The following is an 18,465-nucleotide window of genomic DNA, read 5'->3' as shown; positions in this document are numbered from 1 at the left end:
AACTACTATGGCACTTGAACAAATCAAAATGCCTCAGCTCGGAGAGAGTGTGACGGAAGGGACCATTGACAAATGGTTGGTTGCACCTGGCGACCACGTCAACAAATACGATCCACTTGCTGAAGTAAACACAGATAAAGTCACTGCTGAGATTCCTTCTTCATTTACTGGCGTGATCAAGGAATTGATTGCTTCAGAAGGAGATACATTAGCGGTAGGCGAAGTCGTTTGTACGATTGAGACGGAGGGTGGGGCTACAGAAGAAGCCACTCCTGCACCGACTAAAGAAGAGCCCCCTCAGGAAACACCTAAACAGGATGCGCAACCAGCAACTCCTGCGAAAGTAGAACGCCCTGCAGGTGGCGGTCGTTTCTCTCCAGCTGTTTTAAAAATGGCAGGCGAGCACGGAATTGACTTAGCTTTAGTATCAGGCTCTGGTAAAGAAGGACGTATCACTCGAAAAGATCTTCAAAAGATTATCGATTCTGGTGAGATTCCTCAAGCACAAGAAACACCAGCAGCTCCGAGTCAACCGGAAGCTCCACAAGCAGCTCCAGTTGCTAAAGAAGCTCCAGCGGCACCTAAACAAGATATCCCGACACTACCAGGTGACGTGGAAATCCCAGTTACAGGTATCCGTAAAGCAATTGCTGCCAACATGCTTCGCAGTAAGCACGAGGCACCGCATGCATGGACAATGATTGAAGTGGACGTGACGAACTTAGTTCAGTATCGCGACTCCATCAAAAACGAGTTCAAGCAAAAAGAAGGATTCAACGTCACGTACTTCGCTTTCTTCGTTAAAGCCGTTGCACAAGCGTTAAAAGAATTCCCAATGATGAACTCTATGTGGGCAGGCGACAAGATCATCCAGAAAAAAGACATCAACATCTCTATCGCAGTTGCGACGGAAGATGCGTTGTATGTGCCGGTTATCAAGCATGCAGATGAAAAGACGATTAAAGGGATCGCACGTGAGATCAACGAACTGGCAGGCAAAGTCCGTGCTGGTAAATTGAAATCTGACGATATGCAAGGTGGTACATTCACAGTCAACAATACAGGTTCATTCGGATCTGTACAGTCGATGGGAATCATCAACTATCCACAAGCAGCTATTCTTCAAGTCGAGTCTATTGTCAAACGTCCCGTTATCATGGACGGTGGCATGATTGCAGCTCGTGACATGGTCAACTTGTGTCTATCTCTTGATCACCGAGTACTTGATGGTCTCGTATGTGGCCGCTTCTTAGCACGAGTGAAAGAAATTCTAGAAAACATGACGAAAGAAAACACGTCAGTCTATTAAATTTTAGGGGCCGTCCACTTTGTTGGACGGCTTTTTCTATTCCAGAAAATAGAGTACACTAGAAATGGTATGAAAACGCATTCAAGTTAGGGAGGAACAACATGGCACACTCTACAAGCTCGTTTGAATCAAAGACACTAGAACAATGGAAAGAACTTGTCACCTCATCGTTACGAGGAAAAGATTGGTCATCACTCACGACAGCAACTCCTGAGATGATCACGATTGAACCTCTTTATACAGAATTAACAAAAGAGCAAGAAGATCAAATTCTGAAGCTTCAACAAGTCTGGGTAGCTGAAGGTGTGAAGGCTATAGAGCCTGGAACACAAGTTGATCTAGACACAAGAGAGTGGCATAAACGTGGGGCAGATGCAGTCACAGAGCTTGTGGCATTTTTACTTGAGGCACATAACAAGGTCGAAGCCGGCACTACACCTGAAAAAGTAGCTTTTTCATTAGATACGCAGTTTTTCATGGAAATAGCCAAACTTCGCGCAGCCCGCGTCTTGTGGAACGCATTTCTTCATGCACGTAAGCTTGACATAGTTCCTTTAAAAGTTGTGGCTGAGACGTCTTTGCGCTCGTATTCTTTATATGATCCAATGGTCAACCTACTGCGAAGCGCGAACAGTGCGTTTTCAGCAGTTCTTGGTGGTGCCAACGAAGTGGCAGTCTATCCGTTTGATCAACTGACAGGTGAGACCGAACTTAGCAAACGTCTTGCAGCAAACATTTTAGAAATTATTGAGCACGAAACGTTCGTATCTGCAGTTCAAGATCCGGCAGCGGGCGCTTATGCGATTGAATCGTTGACCGATCAACTTGCTGAAAAAGCGTGGACAGTTTTTAGTGAACTAAGTGAGAAAACTCAACAGCAGCAAAACGAATGGTTGCAGTTGCAATCAACTAATTCCTTTGAAGTTCAGCTAAAAGCCGTGGCTAAACGCAAGCAAGCCCTCATCGGCACCACGGTCTATGCAAATCCTGCAGATGCTGTTGCAGTTGTTTCTCAAGACAACGGATACAAACGTCTTGCCGAGCCTTTCGAAGAGCTTCGCGCATCCCTTCAACCGCTTTCTGAAAAGGTGGCCATCGTACAAGCCGGTGACTACAAAGCAAGCAAACCTCGTGTAGACTTTTGTAAAGGGATCTTGTCGACGTTCGGTTGGGATGCAGCGGTGATTTCTCCAGCTCAAATGAGTAATTATGCATATGTCGTCATTGCGGGAACTGATGAAGATATTTCGAACGTGGTAGGGAACATAATCGACTCTACTCAATATATTGATATTGCAGGCAAGCACCCTGATTTCGAAAACTTCCAATCAAAAGGTGTGAACGGGACAATTCATTTGGGTCAGTCTCTTCTTGAAAAAGGTACAGAACTCTGCTCTAACTTGCTAGCTAAGGAGGATGCACAATGAAAAAGACAATCATGACAAACGAAGGCATTCCAGTAAAGCCGCGTTACACAAAAGAAGATTTGCAGCAAGCACGTCACATTGGGGAACTACCTGGAATGGTGCCCTTCACTCGTGGGCCGTACCCGACGATGTATGTTCAAAAACCGTGGACTGTACGGCAATATGCCGGGTTTTCAACAGCAGAAGAAAGTAACGCATTCTATCGCCGCAACTTGGCAATGGGGCAAAAAGGCTTGTCTGTGGCATTTGACCTTGCCACTCACCGTGGGTATGACTCGGATCACGAACGTGTCAAAGGAGACGTCGGAAAAGCCGGTGTAGCCATTGATTCTGTTGAAGACATGAAAATCTTGTTCGACGGAATTCCACTCGATCAGATGTCTGTATCGATGACAATGAACGGAGCAGTACTTCCTATCTTGGCATTCTACATAGTAACAGCGGAAGAGCAAGGTGTATTGCCAGAACAACTGACAGGAACCATTCAAAACGACATTTTAAAAGAATATATGGTACGAAATACGTACATCTATCCACCTGAAATGTCGATGAAAATCATTGCGGATATCTTCTCGTATACATCTCAAAACATGCCGAAGTTCAATTCGATTTCGATTTCAGGCTACCATATGCAAGAAGCCGGTGCTACAGCGGATATCGAGCTTGCGTATACGCTAGCTGACGGACTCGAGTATGTTCGAACAGGACTTGCAGCAGGTATGGATATTGACCGATTTGCTCCGCGCCTGTCATTCTTCTGGGCAGTTGGCATGAACTATTACATGGAAGTCGCAAAGATGCGCGCCGCACGACGGATCTGGGCAGAACTGATTTCTAAGTTTGAACCGAAAAATGAAAAATCGTTAGCACTTCGTACGCATTCTCAAACATCTGGATGGAGTTTGACAGAGCAAGATCCGTTCAACAACGTGACACGTACACTAATTGAAGCGAACGCAGCTGCTATGGGGCACACCCAATCTCTTCATACGAACGCACTTGATGAAGCCATCGCGCTTCCAACAGATTTCTCCGCTCGAATCGCACGGAACACACAACTGTTCTTGCAAGAAGAAGCGGGAATGACTTCAATTATCGACCCATGGGGCGGTAGCTATTACGTGGAAACATTGACTGAAGAACTGATGACAAAAGCGTGGGCTCATATCGAAGAGATTGAATCACTAGGTGGTATGGCGAAAGCGATTGAGACCGGACTTCCGAAAATGAAGATTGAAGAAGCAGCGGCCATCCGTCAAGCACAGATCGATTCGAAGCAAGAAAAGATTGTAGGAGTCAATTATCGTCGCCTTGAAAAAGAAGACCCAATCGACATCTTAGCAATCGACAACTCAGCTGTTCGCTTGTCTCAAATCGCTCGTCTCGAGAAAGTACGTACAGAACGCGACCAACAAGCAGTAGAACGCGCGTTACAGCAACTGACAGATGCGGCAGCTTCCGGCCAAGGCAATTTATTGGAGCTCGCAGTAGAAGCGGCACGTCACCGAGCTACACTTGGCGAAATCTCGGATGCTATTGAAGAAGTGTCAGGTCGTCATAAAGCCATCATTCGTTCTATCAGTGGTGTTTACAGCTCGAACTACTCGGAATCTCAGGAAGTGGAAGCTGTGAAAGAAATGGCGGAAGACTTCTTAGAAAACGAAGGCCGTCGTCCTCGTATCATGATAGCGAAGATGGGACAAGACGGGCATGACCGCGGCGCGAAAGTCATAGCGACCGCATTTGCTGACCTTGGGTTTGACGTAGATATGGGACCTCTGTTCCAGACGCCTGCAGAGACCGCTTTACAAGCTGTTGAGAATGACGTCCATGTGATTGGCGTCAGTTCGCTCGCAGCAGGTCACTTGACACTCGTGCCTGAACTAAAAGCAGAACTCGAAAAATTAGGTCGCTCCGATATTCTTCTGGTGGTTGGCGGTGTTATCCCGAGTCAAGATTATGCGTTCCTTCTTGAAAACGGTGCTTCTGCTATCTTTGGTCCAGGAACTGTCATTCCGGTAGCTGCTCAAAAAGTAATCGAGGAGATCTATAAGCAGCTTGGCTACGAAGAAGCTGGAGAGACCGTATGACGAACGTCAAAAAATTTTCCAAAAGAGCAGCACAACCTTTAAATCCTGAAGAACTTGTAGAGCCGCTAATCAGTGGCTCGCGAGTTGCTCTTGCTCGTGCTATCACGCTCATTGAGAGTCAGCAACCTACTCATAGAGAAGCGGCGCAGCAGCTCTTGCAGCAATTGCTCCCTCGAACAGGAAACTCGATTCGAATCGGTATTACAGGTGTGCCCGGTGCAGGAAAGAGTACGTTTATTGAAGCGTTTGGAAAGATGCTTGTGGATCAGGGGCACCGTGTTGCGGTTCTAGCTATTGATCCTTCGTCCTCTCGCACGGGAGGAAGTATCCTCGGTGACAAGACGCGAATGGAGACACTCGTGAAAGAAGCAAATGCATTCGTCCGCCCGTCACCTACATCGGGTACGCTAGGCGGTGTGCATAAAAAAAGTCGCGAGACGATGCTACTTTGTGAAGCTGCAGGATATGATGTCGTGTTAATTGAAACCGTAGGAGTGGGTCAATCGGAGACAGCTGTCAGAGAAATGACGGATTTCTTCTTGTTACTCACTTTGACTGGAGCTGGAGACGAGCTGCAGGGGATGAAGAAAGGGATCATGGAACTTGCAGACGCCATCGTTGTTCACAAAGCAGACGGAGCCAATGAAGCGCCTGCGAAAAAGACAGTGTCAGAGTTCAAGCAGATCTTGCATTTCATCCAACCGGCAACTATTGGCTGGACACCTGTTGCACTTCCTGTCTCGTCTTATAAAAAAATGGGCTTAGAAGACGTCTGGAAGACAATCGAACAGTTTCGTAAGCTTACTACGGAATCGGGTGTGTTTGAACAGACTCGAAGCCAACAACAAAAGCAGTGGTTTAAAGAATCCGTAACCGATGCATTGATTTCTCGATTTTTTGCATCATCTGAGAAAAAGCACCTGATGAAAGAACTAGAACAACAAGTAGCTGCATCTGAGCTGACAGTTGAACAAGCCGTCAGCAAACTTTTTGCTTCGTCAAGTAGCTAAAAGTCTGATACAATACTGCTATAAAGGAGTGTTTTGAAATGAGTATGGATTTTAACCTATATATGAATGAGATCGTAACTACAGCTCGCAATGAGATGGATGCTGCAGGATACGAACAATTACGTACACCTGAAGATGTAGACCGCGCGCTTGAGCGTTCTGGAACTACTTTGTTCATGGTTAACTCGGTTTGTGGTTGTGCAGGCGGCATCGCCCGTCCAGCAGCGACACATGCGGTGCATTATGACCGCCGACCAGATCACTTGGTAACGGTATTTGCAGGCCAAGATAAAGAAGCAACTTTCTATGCGCGTGACAAGTTCGGCGACGAGCATTTACCTTCTTCACCTTCATTCGTTTTAGTAAAAGACGGTCAAATGGTTGCAGAAGTAGGACGCCACGAGATTGAAGGGCATGACCCAATGAGTGTTATCACGCACCTTCAAGCACTATTCGAAGAACACTGCGAAGAATATTAAACTAAAAAATACACGGTCTGAAATTCAGACCGTGTATTTTTATAGTAAAAAGCTTAATCCAAACACAAATGTAGAAAGTAACATCGTAATAATCATCAAGTAGATAATTACTTTTCGAAACGTCTCATTTCTCATGCATACATCGCTCCTCTAGTTCACTACCTCTATTCTAGCAAAGACAAAAGAGGTAGCCAACCATTTTTGAAATCGCTACAATAGAAGATAGAGTGTGAAAGGGGATGGCACGATGAAAAAAGTAGATCATATCGGAATCGCCGTACAATCAATTGATGAAGCGCTTCCATACTATACGGAGACACTAGGTCTTCCACTGCTGAAAGTTGAAGAAGTTGAGAGCGAACAAGTGAAAGTAGCTTTCTTAGATGCAGGCAATCTGAAACTTGAACTTCTAGAGCCTCTTTCAGAAGCTAGCGCGATACATGGCTTTTTAGAAAAAAAGGGACCAGGGATGCATCATATAGCTTTCGGAGTCGACTCAATTGAATCTCGTTTACAGGAATTGAAAGAGCAAGGGGTGTGCTTGATGCAAGACAAACCGAAAGTTGGAGCAGGAGGCGCACTAGTCGCTTTTTTACATCCAAAGTCTTCTTACGGAGTGCTTTATGAAGTATGTGAAAAACAGTCGGAGGCGAAACAGTAATGGATATGTACGATAAAATCAATGAGTTATATGACCGCAAACGCACGATCGAACTTGGTGGTGGTGACGAGCGTATTGAAAAGCAACATGAAAAAGGAAAGCTGACAGCTCGCGAGCGAATTGATCTTCTTTTAGACGAAGGCACATTTGTTGAACTGAGCCCATTCATTAAGCATCGCACAACAGACTTCGGGATGGACAAGCAAGATGGTCCTGGAGACGGAGTTGTGACGGGTTATGGTAAAGTACACGGTAAGCCAGTCTATCTGTTCTCACAAGATTTTACGGTATTTGGCGGTGCGCTCGGTGAGATGCACGCTCTTAAGATTGCCAACGTCATGGACATGGCCGCAAAGAACGGTGCTCCGTTCATCGGTCTCAATGACTCAGGTGGAGCTCGCATTCAAGAAGGCGTTGTTTCGTTAGACGGCTATGGCCAGATTTTTTATCGTAATGCCATCTATTCAGGAGTTATTCCGCAAATCTCTGTTATTTTAGGTCCATGTGCAGGAGGCGCTGTTTACTCTCCAGCCATCACGGATTTCGTTTTCATGACTGATAAAACAAGTCAGATGTTCATCACCGGACCAAAGGTTATCGAGACGGTAACAGGTGAGAAAATTTCATCTGAAGATTTGGGCGGCTCAAAAGTACATAATACGATCAGCGGAAACGCACATTTCCGTGGGGCAACTGAAGAAGAAGTGCTCGAGCAAGTGCGCCAGCTTCTAACGTATCTTCCTCAAAACAACGAAGAAAAAACACCGATTGCAGAACTTGAGGAAGCATCGGACGAGCGTCCAGATCTTGCTGACATCGTACCATTTGAAGCGATTCGTCCATATGATATTCGCCGCGTGATCGAGCAAGTAGTTGATACAGATTCTTTCTTAGAAGTTCAAGCGGAATTCGCACGCAACATCGTCGTCGGTTTCGCACGTATCAAAGGTGAGACGGTTGGATTGATCTGCAACCAACCAAAAGTGATGGCTGGTGGTCTTGATATCGATTCATCCGATAAGGCAGCTCGCTTCATCCGCTTCTGTGATTCGTTCAATATCCCACTGATCACGTTTGAAGACGTTACAGGCTTCTTCCCAGGAATCAAGCAAGAACACGGTGGTATTATTCGTCACGGAGCGAAGATCTTGTATGCCTATTCAGAAGCGACGGTACCGAAACTAACTGTCATTTTGCGCAAAGCATATGGCGGAGCTTATGTGGCTTTAAACTCGAAATCGATCGGTGCAGACGTCGTATTTGCTTGGCCAAATGCTGAGATTGCCGTTATGGGGCCAAACGGAGCCGCAAACATCATCTTTGCTCGTGAAATTGCAGGAAGTGCAGATCCAGAAGCCACTCGTGCAGAAAAGATTGAAGAATACCGTGAGAAGTTTGCGAACCCTTACGTCGCAGCATCAATGGGAATGGTTGATGATGTCATCGATCCTCGTGATACACGAATCAAATTGATCCAAGCGCTTGAGATGATGCGCACGAAAAAAGAAGAGCGTCCGAAGAAGAAACACGGAAACATCCCACTTTAAAGGAGGCCATTATGTCGAGACTCGTAAATGAATTTATAGAACTTGTTGAAATTTCATCTGAAACAGGAAATGAAGGGGCGATTGCACCGATTTTAAAAGCCAAACTGGAAGAACTCGGTTTCACGGTCATTGAAGATGACGCGAAAGAAAAAACTGGATTTGGAGCCGGTAATTTAATTGCTACAAAAGAAGGAAATGCTGAACAACCGAAGCTATTGTTCTCTTGTCACATGGATACAGTCACTCCAGGCGAGAACATTAAAGCCGTTATCGAAGGCGACCGCATCGTCTCACAAGGCGATACGATTTTAGGTGCAGATGACAAAGCAGGAATTGCTGCTTTATTTGAAGGCCTGCGACGCGTCTTTGAATCAGGTGCATCTCATGGACAGATCCAAGTGGTGATCACAGTCGGAGAAGAAAGTGGACTTGTAGGTGCAAAAGCTTTAGATGCGGCTCTTCTCGATGCAGACTATGGCTACGCGCTTGATAGTGACGGAGAAGTCGGCGGTATCGTCGTAGCAGCTCCTTACCAAGCAAAGCTATGGACAACAGTTACTGGGAAACCCGCGCATGCCGGCGTTGCTCCTGAAAAAGGTATCTCGGCCATCACAGTGGCAGCGAAATCAATTTCTGCGATGTCACTTGGTCGTATCGATGACGAGACAACAGCGAACATCGGTCGTTTTGAAGGTGGAAAAGCGACTAATATCGTCTGTCCAGAAGTGCACATTTTATCTGAAGCACGTTCTTTGACTGAAGAAAAAGTAATGGCTCAAGTAGAGCATATGGTCAACACATTCTCTACAACGGCAGAACAATTCGGAGCTTCAGCAGAGACGAAGACCGAGATGATGTACCCAGGGTTTTCGTATTCAGAATCAGAACCTGTCGTAGTATTTGCAAAAGAAGCTCTTGAAGCATTAGGACTCCCTGTTTCTATCAAACGGAGTGGTGGGGGCAGCGATGCCAACATCTTGAATGGTCTTGGTGTGCCTACCGTCATTTTATCTGTAGGCTATGAAGAGATTCATACGACTAATGAAGCGATGCCTCTTGATCAGCTTGAAAAATTAGCAGATGTAGTAGAACACTTGTTGAAGAAATAGGAGGGACGTAGAATGAGCGAACGAGGACGCATCTTATTCCATCTGGATATGAATAGTTTTTTTGCGTCGGTCGAACAGGCTCATGACCCTTCTCTAAAAGGAAAGCCGGTCGCTGTGGCCGGCAATCCGAAAGAACGTAAAGGCATTATTATAACGTGCTCCTATGAAGCGCGTGCCTACGGAGTCTATACGACGATGCCCGTGTGGGAAGCGAAGCGCAAATGCCCTTCGCTTCTTTTCGTTACACCTACCTTTGAGCGGTACCGAATTGCTAGTCAAGCCATGTTCGCAATTTTGCGAGAGTATTCGGATCTTGTAGAGCCTGTCTCTATTGACGAAGGCTATATGGATGTCACCTCTGTTGTTAACGGAGCGGACGCTATTGAACTGGCAAAGACCATTCAAAGTCGCATCTTACGAGAACTCGACCTACCATGTAGTATAGGAATTGCGCCGAACAAGTTTTTGGCTAAGATGGCAAGCGGTATGAAAAAGCCGATGGGAATTACGGTCCTTCGAAAACGTGATGTAGCCCATGTATTGTGGCCGCTTGATGTGGAAAAGATGCATGGTGTGGGGGAGAAGACTGCTAACAAATTACGAGCACACTCTATTCATACTATTGGAGACTTAGCGCGGATGACCGAAAAACAAGCGTCTGAAGTACTGGGACAACACGGCGAAAAATTGTGGCGACGAGCTCACGGAATCGACAGTCGACCAGTAGATCCAGAATCCGTGTATGAACGAAAAAGTGTCGGCAACTCCAAGACTCTGTCTTTTGACGAAACCTCAAAACCTGCACTGCTCCAGCATATCGAGCAGTTATCAGGTAAAGTGGCAAGTCGTTTGAAAGAAAAAGGGTATGTGGGGTACGGAGTTCATGTCCAGATCCGTTACCACGATTGGCAGAACCGGTCGAAGAGTCGCACATTTAAAGAACCTATCTATAGACAGTCGGATATTGAAAAACACGCCAAGAAGTTATTCCTCGAACTATGGAATCTCGAACCAGTACGTTTGGTTGGTGTAACTGTACAACAGTTGAAAGAGCCAGGTGAGATCACGGAGCAACTTACTTTTGACTCGTATCAACAAGTAGCAAAAGAAGAACCCGTTCGAAATCTTGTAGAAGAGCTGCAAAAGAAATACGGAAAGTCGAGTATTCAAAAAGGGATTCGGATCCGCTCAAAAGGCTCATCTTCTAGCTTCAGTAAAGATTTCTTAAATGATCACGACAAGGAGGAGTAAGATGGAACTAATGTTTTTAGGAACAGGTGCTGGTATGCCATCTAGAACGCGTCATACGTCCTCAATACTATTGAATCTTGTAGAGGAAAGAGGCACGTATTGGCTATTCGACTGTGGAGAAGCCATGCAGCACCGCTTGATTGAAACCTCCTATAAACCACGTCGAGTGGAAAAGATTTTTATCACCCATCTTCATGGTGACCATATTTTCGGTCTTCCGGGATTTTTAGGTTCTCGCTCTTTCCTTGGAGGAACAGAAGAACTAACCGTTTATGGACCTGCTGGAATTGAAGAGTACATTCGAACGTCTCTAAGACTATCAGGAACGCATTTGACGTACCCACTCTCCATTCGTGAAATCCAACCGGGGATCGTGTTTGAAGACGAGCAGTTTGTAGTTGAAGCAGACTTACTGGAACACGTGATTCCGAGCTTCGGATATCGAATCGTTCAGGAAGACTTACCAGGAACTTTGTTGATGGAGAAAGTGAGAGAGTTAGGTGTACCAAAAGGACCTCTTCTGGGACGTTTAAAAAACGGAGAGACTATCCAGTTAGAAGACGGCCGAATAATAAAAGGTACAGATGTCACATCTTCCCCTCAGCGAGGGCTTATTCTATCGATTCTTGGAGATACAAGATTTTGTGAAGCTTCGATTCGATTGGCAATTGACGCGGACGTGGTCGTTCATGAAGCCACCTTTGACGATACCAATAAAAAACTCGCTGGTGCTTACGGTCATTCGACATTTCGTCAAGCAGCGACCGTAGCACAGCGAGCAGGGGCCAAACATTTGATTGCAACGCATATTAGTGCACGCTTCACAAAAGAAGATGAACCGCGCTTAGTAGCTGAAATGGGAGATGCCGGCTGTCCCGTATTCATTGCACAAGATTTACAAGGCTATCAGCTCTTACGAGATGGCAGCATAACGTCTTTCACTGCTTGACCTAGAATATGCGACTGCGTTGTAGCAGCGGCGATGCCTTTTGAAATCGCAGTCTCAATTCCTAGTTGTTTCATTTGGCGAAGGCCGGCTTCTGTTGTGCCTCCCGGGCTTGTCACTCGTTGTCTCAGAGTGGCAGGCTTTTCTTTTGTCTCGCGGAGCATAGCGACAGCGCCTTCTAGAGTCTGCAGTACCAGGGATTCAGCTTCATCATCCGGCAACCCTCGTTCTTTGGCGGCTTGCTGAAGCAGCTCGGTTACATAATACACATAGGCTGGCCCACTTCCAGATACAGCGGTCACTGCATGCATCTGATGATCTGGCATGACAGCTACTGTTCCGATTGCTTCAAATAATTGAGTTACAAAATTAAGAGTACTTGCTGAAACCAAATTATTAGTACTCAACACGGTCGCACTTTTTCCGATGGTAGCAGACGTATTAGGCATGGCTCGAACGATAGCATGACCAGGAAAAGCTGTCTCCAACAATTCCATATCAATACCCGCAATGACCGAGATCACGGTAGTATGCGCTGAAATCTGTGGTCGGATTGCTGGAAATGCTTCTTTTACGTCCTTAGGTTTCATCGCGAGTACTACAAAATCAGCTGTTTCTATACTTTCCGGATGGTCAACTACGCAGCTCGTATCATAAGTAGCTTCCAATCGTTTCAATGTTGCATGATCGCTTTTATTCGTGACATAGAGAGAGAGCGGAGGAAGTGTCGGAGAGTGAACCCATCCACTAATTAATGCTTCTGCCATTGAGCCTGCTCCGAAAAATACAATCTTCATTCAAACCGCCTCCTCTATATAATGATTCGAATTATAGAATTGTACAAGCCGCTTGTCAATGTGCCCGTGACGTCTTTCGGGATTCGTAGTACACTATGAATAACCATTCATTTTAGGAGGCGTCTCATGATTCATACGATTACACTTCCCACGCCATTTGCAGTTGGGGATGTTCATAGCTATTTAGTAAAAGGAGACACCTTAACGTTATTCGACGTTGGACCTAAGACAGTCGAAGCTAGGGAACAACTCGAATCGCAATTAAAAAATCTCGGCTATCGTCCATCTGATGTTGAACAAGTCGTGCTCACTCACCACCACCCTGATCATTCTGGGTGGACAGAGCTTTTTGAAAACGCAACACTGATGGGCCATGCTTATAACGATGTGTGGTTTACAAGAGACGAAGACTTTTTTTCTTACCACGATACCTTCTATTTGCAACAACTGGTTGAAGAAGGAGTGCCGGAATCTTACTATCACTGGATTGAAAAGATGCGCCGTCCGATAAAGCTAATGGGTAATCGGGCTCTCGACCGTATCTTGAAAGAAGGGGATGCTTTACCTGGTCATCCGAAAATGCAAGTGATGGAGACGCTCGGACATGCTCAGAGTCAGCTCTCTTTCTACCAGCCGGATGAACGCTTTATGATTGGAGGAGATCACGTCATTGCTCATATCTCCTCCAATCCATTAATAGAGCCGCCTCTTACAAGAGAAGCCCCTCGTCCAAAAGCACTGCTTCAATACAATGAGTCGTTGAAGAAAGTATTGGAAGTTCCAGTAGAGACCATCTACAGTGGTCACGGAGCGCCTGTAGTGAACGCCCACACTCTGATCAAAGAGCGTTTACTGAAACAACAACAGCGTGCGTATCATGTGCTGGACCTAATGGGAGACGAGACCGTATCGATTTTTGAAGTGACAAAACGGTTGTTTCCTAAAGTTTATGAAAAAGAACTAGGCCTTACGTTGTCAGAAACGATTGGTCAGATCGACTATTTAGTGGAGCAAAACGAAATTTTAGAACTCCAGGAACAAGGAGTGAACTATTATCGAAAAGCGTAAGCGGATTCTATTAACTGGTGCAACCAGTGGTCTCGGAAAATCGTTAGCCGACGCTCTGTTGACTGAAGGGCACGAGGTTACAGTCACAGGAAGAAATACTTCTGCACTGTCGCAATTGAAACTACAAGGTGGCTGTATCGCCGCTTGGGATATGCTCGAGCAAAAAGAAGAAGCTGAATGGCCTGTAGAAGTGAAAGGCGAGTTTGACATCGTCATTTTAAATGCAGGAGTCGGCTATTTCAAAGAGCATACTGCACTAAGTCCTGAAGAAATACACGAGATGCTGACTGTCAACGTCGAGTTGCCGATGCTGTTGAGTCGCTACCATAGTAAGTTGTTTCAAAAGCGTGGAATGGGACAACTCGTATTTATCGGCTCTTTGGCAGGTCGAATGGCCTCTCCTAAAGCAAGCGTCTATGCAGCCACCAAGCATGCCTTAACTGGATATGTGCAAGGTCTTCGTATGGAGTTGATGGGGAGTGGAGTGGATGTGACCATTGTCCAACCGGGGCCGATTGATACGCCTTTCATTGATAAAGCAGACGAGTCCGGTACCTACAAAAAATCACTCGGCAAGCATTTACTGTCTATTGAAACGGTGCGTGACGTCGTCCTTGAACAACTAGAGCGTCCGCAAGGAGAAGTACTTGTACCTCGGCATCTTGGAATCGGAGCGAAGCTCACACAGCTCGTTCCTTTACAATTTGAACGCTTTGGAAGAAGCATTTACGCAAAAAAATAGATCGCCCGCGGGCGATCTATTTCTATTTCAAGCCGACAGTCGCTTTGACATCGACTTCTGCATATTTTTTGGCATCTGCTCGCTGTCCAATAAGAGTTCCTATAAATCCTCCAATGAAACCGGCAGGAACAGAAACAAGTGCTGGATTCGTCAGTGGGAATAGAGGTTCACCAGTAAATAACATCGAACCATCTGCTGCCCATAAGTTCGGGCTGAGGAGTACTAGAACGAGTGCCGTGACGAGACCCGTCACAATCGCTGCAAGCGCTCCAGTCGTCGTGAACTTTTCCCAGTAAATGGTGTAAATAATGACTGGTAAGTTCGCAGAGGCTGCGATACAGAATGCTAAAGAAACTAAGAAGGCTACGTTCATATTTTGTGCTCCAAGAGCTAACACAATCGAGATGACAGAAACGGCAATAGAAGCCGATCGAGCCGCAACCATTTGCTCTTTCTCTGTTACTTTTCCTTTTTTAAAGATCTGACCATATAAGTCATGGGCAAATGCTGAAGCACCTGATAGCACAAGTCCAGCTACTACTGCCAAAATCGTTGCGAACGCAACTGCGGAGACGAAGGATAATAGCAACTCGCCACCCAAAGCTTCAGCAAGTAGAGGGGCTGCCATGTTTCCTGCTGCATTCGCTGCAACAATTTGTTCAGAACCAACAAATGCAGCGGCACCGAAGCCCAAGAAAATCGTCAAAATGTAGAAGATTCCTACGATCCAAGTTGCATAAACCACGGAACTACGGGCGGTCTTCGCATCTTTTACAGTGAAGAAACGCATTAAAATGTGAGGAAGACCTGCTGTACCAAGAACGAGCGCAATCATCATGGAAATTGTATCAATGCCATTCGTGTAACGGACACCCGGATGTAGATAAGCTTCTCCGTGCGTTGTTGCGGACTTCATTTCAGAGAACATTCCCAAAATGTTAAAGTTGAACTTCCAAAGTACAAGGAAGGAAATGATCACGGTTCCGACCATAAGTAGGGCAGCCTTGATGATCTGCACCCAACTCGTTGCAGCCATACCTCCAAATAAAACGTAAATCGTCATCATCGTTCCTACAATCAATACGGCAATCCAGTAATCAATGCCAAGTAGTAACTGAATCAGCGCACCGGCCCCAACAAGTTGCGCAATCATGTAAAAGAGGACAATTGTGATCGTACTGACAGCTGCTGCTCCACGTACTTTTTTCTGATTAAAGCGAGCTGCGATCATATCCGCTAGTGTGTACCGTCCAAGATTTCGTAATGGCTCGGCAACAATATAAAGAACTACAAGATAGGCAACAAGATAACCAATGGAGAAGAAGAAGCCATCGAATCCAAATAATGCGATAGCTCCTGCAATCCCTAAGAACGAAGCTGCAGAGAGATAATCTCCTGCAATCGCAATCCCGTTCTGCCAGCCAGTCAGACCTCCACCGGCTGTATAAAACTCACTCGCTGAATTCGTACGCTTTGAAGCGACGTATGTAACATACAAAGTCAATCCTACGATGGCAACAAAGAAGAACAAACCAATTCCACTCATTTGCCCACCTCACTGACTGCTTGATCTTTAATAGCTTCTGCTTCTTTATCAAACTGATTGGCTCTCTTGACATAAATCATACAGAGCGTCCACGTCATCACGAAGAGTAAAATGGAGTACACCCAAACGAGAGAGATATCTCCAATGACCGGCGTATTCAAAATTGTTGTATACGAAGTCAAGATGGGTAATGCGATATACGCAAGTAAGAAAAAGATTGAGACATACAAGATAAAACTGTTTTTCTTTCGTTTCAATTCTCTAAAGTTTTCTTGATTTGCGATCTTCTCATAAGGATAATCGCGTGTGTAACCGCTTTCTTTTATAGGCTCCATACCATTCCTCCCTTTCTATAAGTATTCAGTATAATGAATGATTAATCAGAAAACAATGAATAGTTAAAAAACGATAGTATTCGATTACTCCCATTAATTGGGTTAGGACCATTTTCTTACCTTATGAATAAAAGAGCAATAAAAATCTCTCATACCACAACGGCATGAGAGGAAGAATTAAAATCCACGTTCGTATGCTTTTGGAGGTGTCACTTGTCCAGTCAGTTGTTCTTCTGCATGAAGAGCCCAATAGGGATCACGCAATAAGCCACGGCCGATGGCCACAAACTCCGCATCGCCTTCAGCTACAACTTTTTCAGCTAGTACAGCATCTTCAAGTCGGCCTACAGCAATGACCGGAAGTTCGAATGCTTTTTTATACGCACGTGCAAAACCAACTTGGTAGCCTGGCTCATTAGAAGGTTTTACTTTCCCGGGAGGGGCTTCACCGCCACTCGAGATATGGAACACATCGACACCGGCTTCTTTATAGCGGCCAGCGATCTCTAAAGCATGATCAAGCCCGTACCCGCCGTCCATGTATTCGATTGCTGACATACGGAACAAGAGAGGCATTTCTTTAGGCATGACAGATTTTACAGCTTGAATGACTTCGACACCGAACAACGATAGATCGAGACCGTATTGATCTTGTCGCTTGTTAATACTTGGTGAGTGGAACTGGTGAATCAAGTAGCCATGTGCTCCGTGTAATTCAATCGTATCGTAACCAGCTGCAATGGCTCGTTCTGCTGCTCGTTTAAATTTTTCTACCATCTCTTTAACTTCTTCTGTCGTCAAAGCGCGCGGTATCTTCCAATCAGGAGAATCGGCTACGACAGGAACTGTAGAAGAAGATACGGGCTGCTCGGCATCTGTAGCTTTTCTTCCTGCGTGTGCGATCTGTACACCGATTTTTGCACCATTTTTTTTCACACACTCGACTAAACGGCGATGCGATTCAATATGGCTGTCATCCCACAAACCCAAATCCCGATTTGTGATACGTCCATCTGGTTCTACGTCTGTCATCTCCACGATGACGAGACCCACACCACCTACTGCACGAGAAGAATAGTGCACTAAGTGCCAATCTTCTGGATGGCCATCTTCCGCTTCAACTGAATACTGACACATCGGTGCCATGATCACTTTATTTTTAAGCTCTAATTCGCCGAGCTTTGCAGTTTCAAATAATTTCGACATAACTCATCACCTTTCTCGGGTATGATGCTATTATTTCGCATTTTCATGGAATTTTCAAAGAATAGCTACCGAATTTTCAGAAATCACTTATAATAGGGAGAAACTGGAGGTGGAGCGTGTGATCATTCAATTAAACCAAGTTCAAAAGAAGTCGGAGTCCTTGTCAAAAAAGGAATACAAACAAGAGCTGAAGAAGTTGCAGTATCATCTTTTAAGTCTTCAATTGACGCTTCGGAAACACGGAGTGGCACTTGTATTAGTTTTTGAAGGAATGGATGCTGCCGGTAAAGGAGGTGCCATCAAGCGTTTGACAGAACGCATGGATCCGCGTGGTTTTATTGTGCATCCGATCGCTGCACCCCAACCACATGAAAAACGCTACCATTATTTGCACCGATTCTGGAGAAAGTTGCCGATGCATGGTCAAATAGCCATCTTTGACCGCTCGTGGTACGGACGAGTACTTGTGGAGCGAATTGAAAAGTTTGCTACCAAGACCGAATGGAAACGAGCATTTGAGGAAATCAACGCATTTGAACAGACATTGACGGAAGAAGAGTATATCATCATCAAGTTTTGGATGCAGATTTCAAACGAAGAACAGTTGAAACGATTCGTCGAGCGAAAGAATGACCCATTCAAACAGTGGAAACTGACAGAGGAGGATTGGCGCAATCGTGAGAAGTGGGAAGACTATATCATCGCCGCTGAAGAAATGCTCGAGAAGACTGATGAGGAACGCTCACCTTGGTTTGTCATTTCAGGGGATGACAAAAAATCGGCGCGTCTCCAAGTTATCCGTCATGCCATTAATGCGATTGAAGCCGAGCTCTCAAAACGTGGATTAGAGTTTCCACCCATCCATGACAAAGAACTGACACAAATTATAAATGAATAAATAATTAACTAGTTGTATTTTTATAACCTCCATGTTAGTATATG

General features: G+C 45.4%; 18 protein-coding genes. 13 read left to right on the top strand and 5 right to left on the bottom strand.

Features of this window, described 5'->3' with window-relative positions; translation table 11 throughout:
- Window positions 1–7: 7 nt before the first annotated feature.
- The 5 genes from CF394_RS04420 to CF394_RS04400 all read left to right on the top strand — a co-directional run bounded on the left by CF394_RS04420 (window position 8) and on the right by CF394_RS04400 (window position 6,315).
- Entirely contained in the window at window positions 8–1,309 is a 1,302-nt protein-coding gene (locus tag CF394_RS04420) for a dihydrolipoamide acetyltransferase family protein (protein ID WP_094942019.1), read from the top strand.
- A 101-nt stretch (window positions 1,310–1,410) separates the two neighbouring features.
- Complete coding sequence (locus CF394_RS04415; protein WP_094942018.1) at window positions 1,411–2,736, top strand: methylmalonyl-CoA mutase family protein; 1,326 nt, start codon at window positions 1,411–1,413, stop codon at window positions 2,734–2,736.
- Complete coding sequence (gene scpA, locus CF394_RS04410; protein ID WP_094942017.1) at window positions 2,733–4,826, top strand: methylmalonyl-CoA mutase; 2,094 nt, start codon at window positions 2,733–2,735, stop codon at window positions 4,824–4,826. The genes CF394_RS04415 and scpA overlap by 4 nt, the downstream gene beginning before the upstream one ends.
- Window positions 4,823–5,836, top strand: a complete 1,014-nt coding sequence (gene meaB / locus CF394_RS04405; RefSeq protein WP_094942016.1) for a methylmalonyl Co-A mutase-associated GTPase MeaB — start codon at window positions 4,823–4,825, stop codon at window positions 5,834–5,836. The genes scpA and meaB overlap by 4 nt, the downstream gene beginning before the upstream one ends.
- A 38-nt stretch (window positions 5,837–5,874) precedes the next feature.
- A complete protein-coding gene (locus CF394_RS04400) occupies window positions 5,875–6,315 on the top strand; it encodes a BrxA/BrxB family bacilliredoxin (RefSeq protein WP_094942015.1) in 441 nt (146 codons plus the stop codon).
- 39 nt (window positions 6,316–6,354) lie between these two features.
- Here CF394_RS04400 and prli42 read toward each other — a convergent pair whose 3' ends face one another.
- Window positions 6,355–6,450 (bottom strand): stressosome-associated protein Prli42, encoded by a 96-nt coding sequence (gene prli42, locus CF394_RS15725; RefSeq protein ID WP_165767453.1) that lies wholly within the window; start codon window positions 6,448–6,450, stop codon window positions 6,355–6,357.
- Window positions 6,451–6,562: 112 nt separating this feature from the next.
- Between prli42 and mce the strand changes: the two genes are divergently transcribed.
- Genes mce through rnz form a run of 5 tightly spaced genes read left to right on the top strand, consistent with a single transcriptional unit; the run spans window position 6,563 to window position 11,832 of the window.
- Window positions 6,563–6,976 (top strand): methylmalonyl-CoA epimerase, encoded by a 414-nt coding sequence (gene mce / locus CF394_RS04395; RefSeq protein ID WP_094942014.1) that lies wholly within the window; start codon window positions 6,563–6,565, stop codon window positions 6,974–6,976.
- Window positions 6,976–8,523, top strand: a complete 1,548-nt coding sequence (locus CF394_RS04390) for an acyl-CoA carboxylase subunit beta (protein ID WP_094942013.1) — start codon at window positions 6,976–6,978, stop codon at window positions 8,521–8,523. The genes mce and CF394_RS04390 overlap by 1 nt, the downstream gene beginning before the upstream one ends.
- Window positions 8,524–8,534: 11 nt before the next feature.
- The gene (locus CF394_RS04385) at window positions 8,535–9,632 is read left to right on the top strand and encodes a M20/M25/M40 family metallo-hydrolase (protein WP_094942012.1); all 1,098 of its coding nucleotides are present in this window, start codon (window positions 8,535–8,537) and stop codon (window positions 9,630–9,632) included.
- 12 nt (window positions 9,633–9,644) lie between these two features.
- Window positions 9,645–10,883: a DNA polymerase IV gene (locus CF394_RS04380; protein ID WP_094942011.1), complete on the top strand. Its 1,239-nt coding sequence runs from the start codon at window positions 9,645–9,647 to the stop codon at window positions 10,881–10,883.
- A gap of 1 nt (window position 10,884) precedes the next feature.
- Complete coding sequence (gene rnz / locus CF394_RS04375; protein WP_094942010.1) at window positions 10,885–11,832, top strand: ribonuclease Z; 948 nt, start codon at window positions 10,885–10,887, stop codon at window positions 11,830–11,832.
- On the opposite strand, the gene proC is transcribed toward rnz, so the two are convergent.
- Window positions 11,790–12,626, bottom strand: coding sequence for a pyrroline-5-carboxylate reductase (gene proC / locus CF394_RS04370; protein WP_094942009.1), 837 nt, complete (start codon window positions 12,624–12,626; stop codon window positions 11,790–11,792). The genes rnz and proC overlap by 43 nt on opposite strands.
- Window positions 12,627–12,752: 126 nt before the next feature.
- On the opposite strand from proC, the gene CF394_RS04365 reads away from it, so the two are divergent.
- Both CF394_RS04365 and CF394_RS04360 read left to right on the top strand, forming a co-directional pair.
- Window positions 12,753–13,694 (top strand): MBL fold metallo-hydrolase, encoded by a 942-nt coding sequence (locus tag CF394_RS04365; protein WP_094942008.1) that lies wholly within the window; start codon window positions 12,753–12,755, stop codon window positions 13,692–13,694.
- Window positions 13,678–14,436, top strand: coding sequence for an SDR family NAD(P)-dependent oxidoreductase (locus CF394_RS04360; RefSeq protein ID WP_094942007.1), 759 nt, complete (start codon window positions 13,678–13,680; stop codon window positions 14,434–14,436). The genes CF394_RS04365 and CF394_RS04360 overlap by 17 nt, the downstream gene beginning before the upstream one ends.
- Window positions 14,437–14,458: 22 nt before the next feature.
- Here the strand turns inward: CF394_RS04360 and CF394_RS04355 are convergent, their stop codons facing one another.
- The 3 genes from CF394_RS04355 to CF394_RS04345 form a co-directional block, all read right to left on the bottom strand.
- Window positions 14,459–15,982, bottom strand: a complete 1,524-nt coding sequence (locus tag CF394_RS04355; RefSeq protein WP_094942006.1) for a solute symporter family protein — start codon at window positions 15,980–15,982, stop codon at window positions 14,459–14,461.
- A complete protein-coding gene (locus CF394_RS04350; RefSeq protein ID WP_094942005.1) occupies window positions 15,979–16,317 on the bottom strand; it encodes a DUF485 domain-containing protein in 339 nt (112 codons plus the stop codon). Before CF394_RS04350 ends, CF394_RS04355 begins: the two co-directional genes overlap by 4 nt.
- Before the next feature lie 177 nt (window positions 16,318–16,494).
- Window positions 16,495–17,523, bottom strand: coding sequence for an NADH:flavin oxidoreductase/NADH oxidase (locus CF394_RS04345; RefSeq protein ID WP_094942004.1), 1,029 nt, complete (start codon window positions 17,521–17,523; stop codon window positions 16,495–16,497).
- Window positions 17,524–17,641: 118 nt separating this feature from the next.
- Here CF394_RS04345 and CF394_RS04340 point away from each other — a divergent pair, with 118 nt between their 5' ends.
- Window positions 17,642–18,421 carry a polyphosphate kinase 2 family protein gene (locus CF394_RS04340; protein ID WP_094942003.1) on the top strand — a complete coding sequence of 260 codons (780 nt, stop codon included), beginning with the start codon at window positions 17,642–17,644 and terminating at the stop codon, window positions 18,419–18,421.
- Window positions 18,422–18,465: the final 44 nt, after the last annotated feature.

The sequence above is a fragment of the Tetzosporium hominis genome (assembly GCF_002265435.1).
Taxonomy (GTDB): Bacteria; Bacillota; Bacilli; order Bacillales_A; family Planococcaceae; genus Chryseomicrobium; species Chryseomicrobium hominis.
Note: the sequence above shows the minus strand (reverse complement) of the source record. Positions and strands in the feature narration are given on the sequence as shown.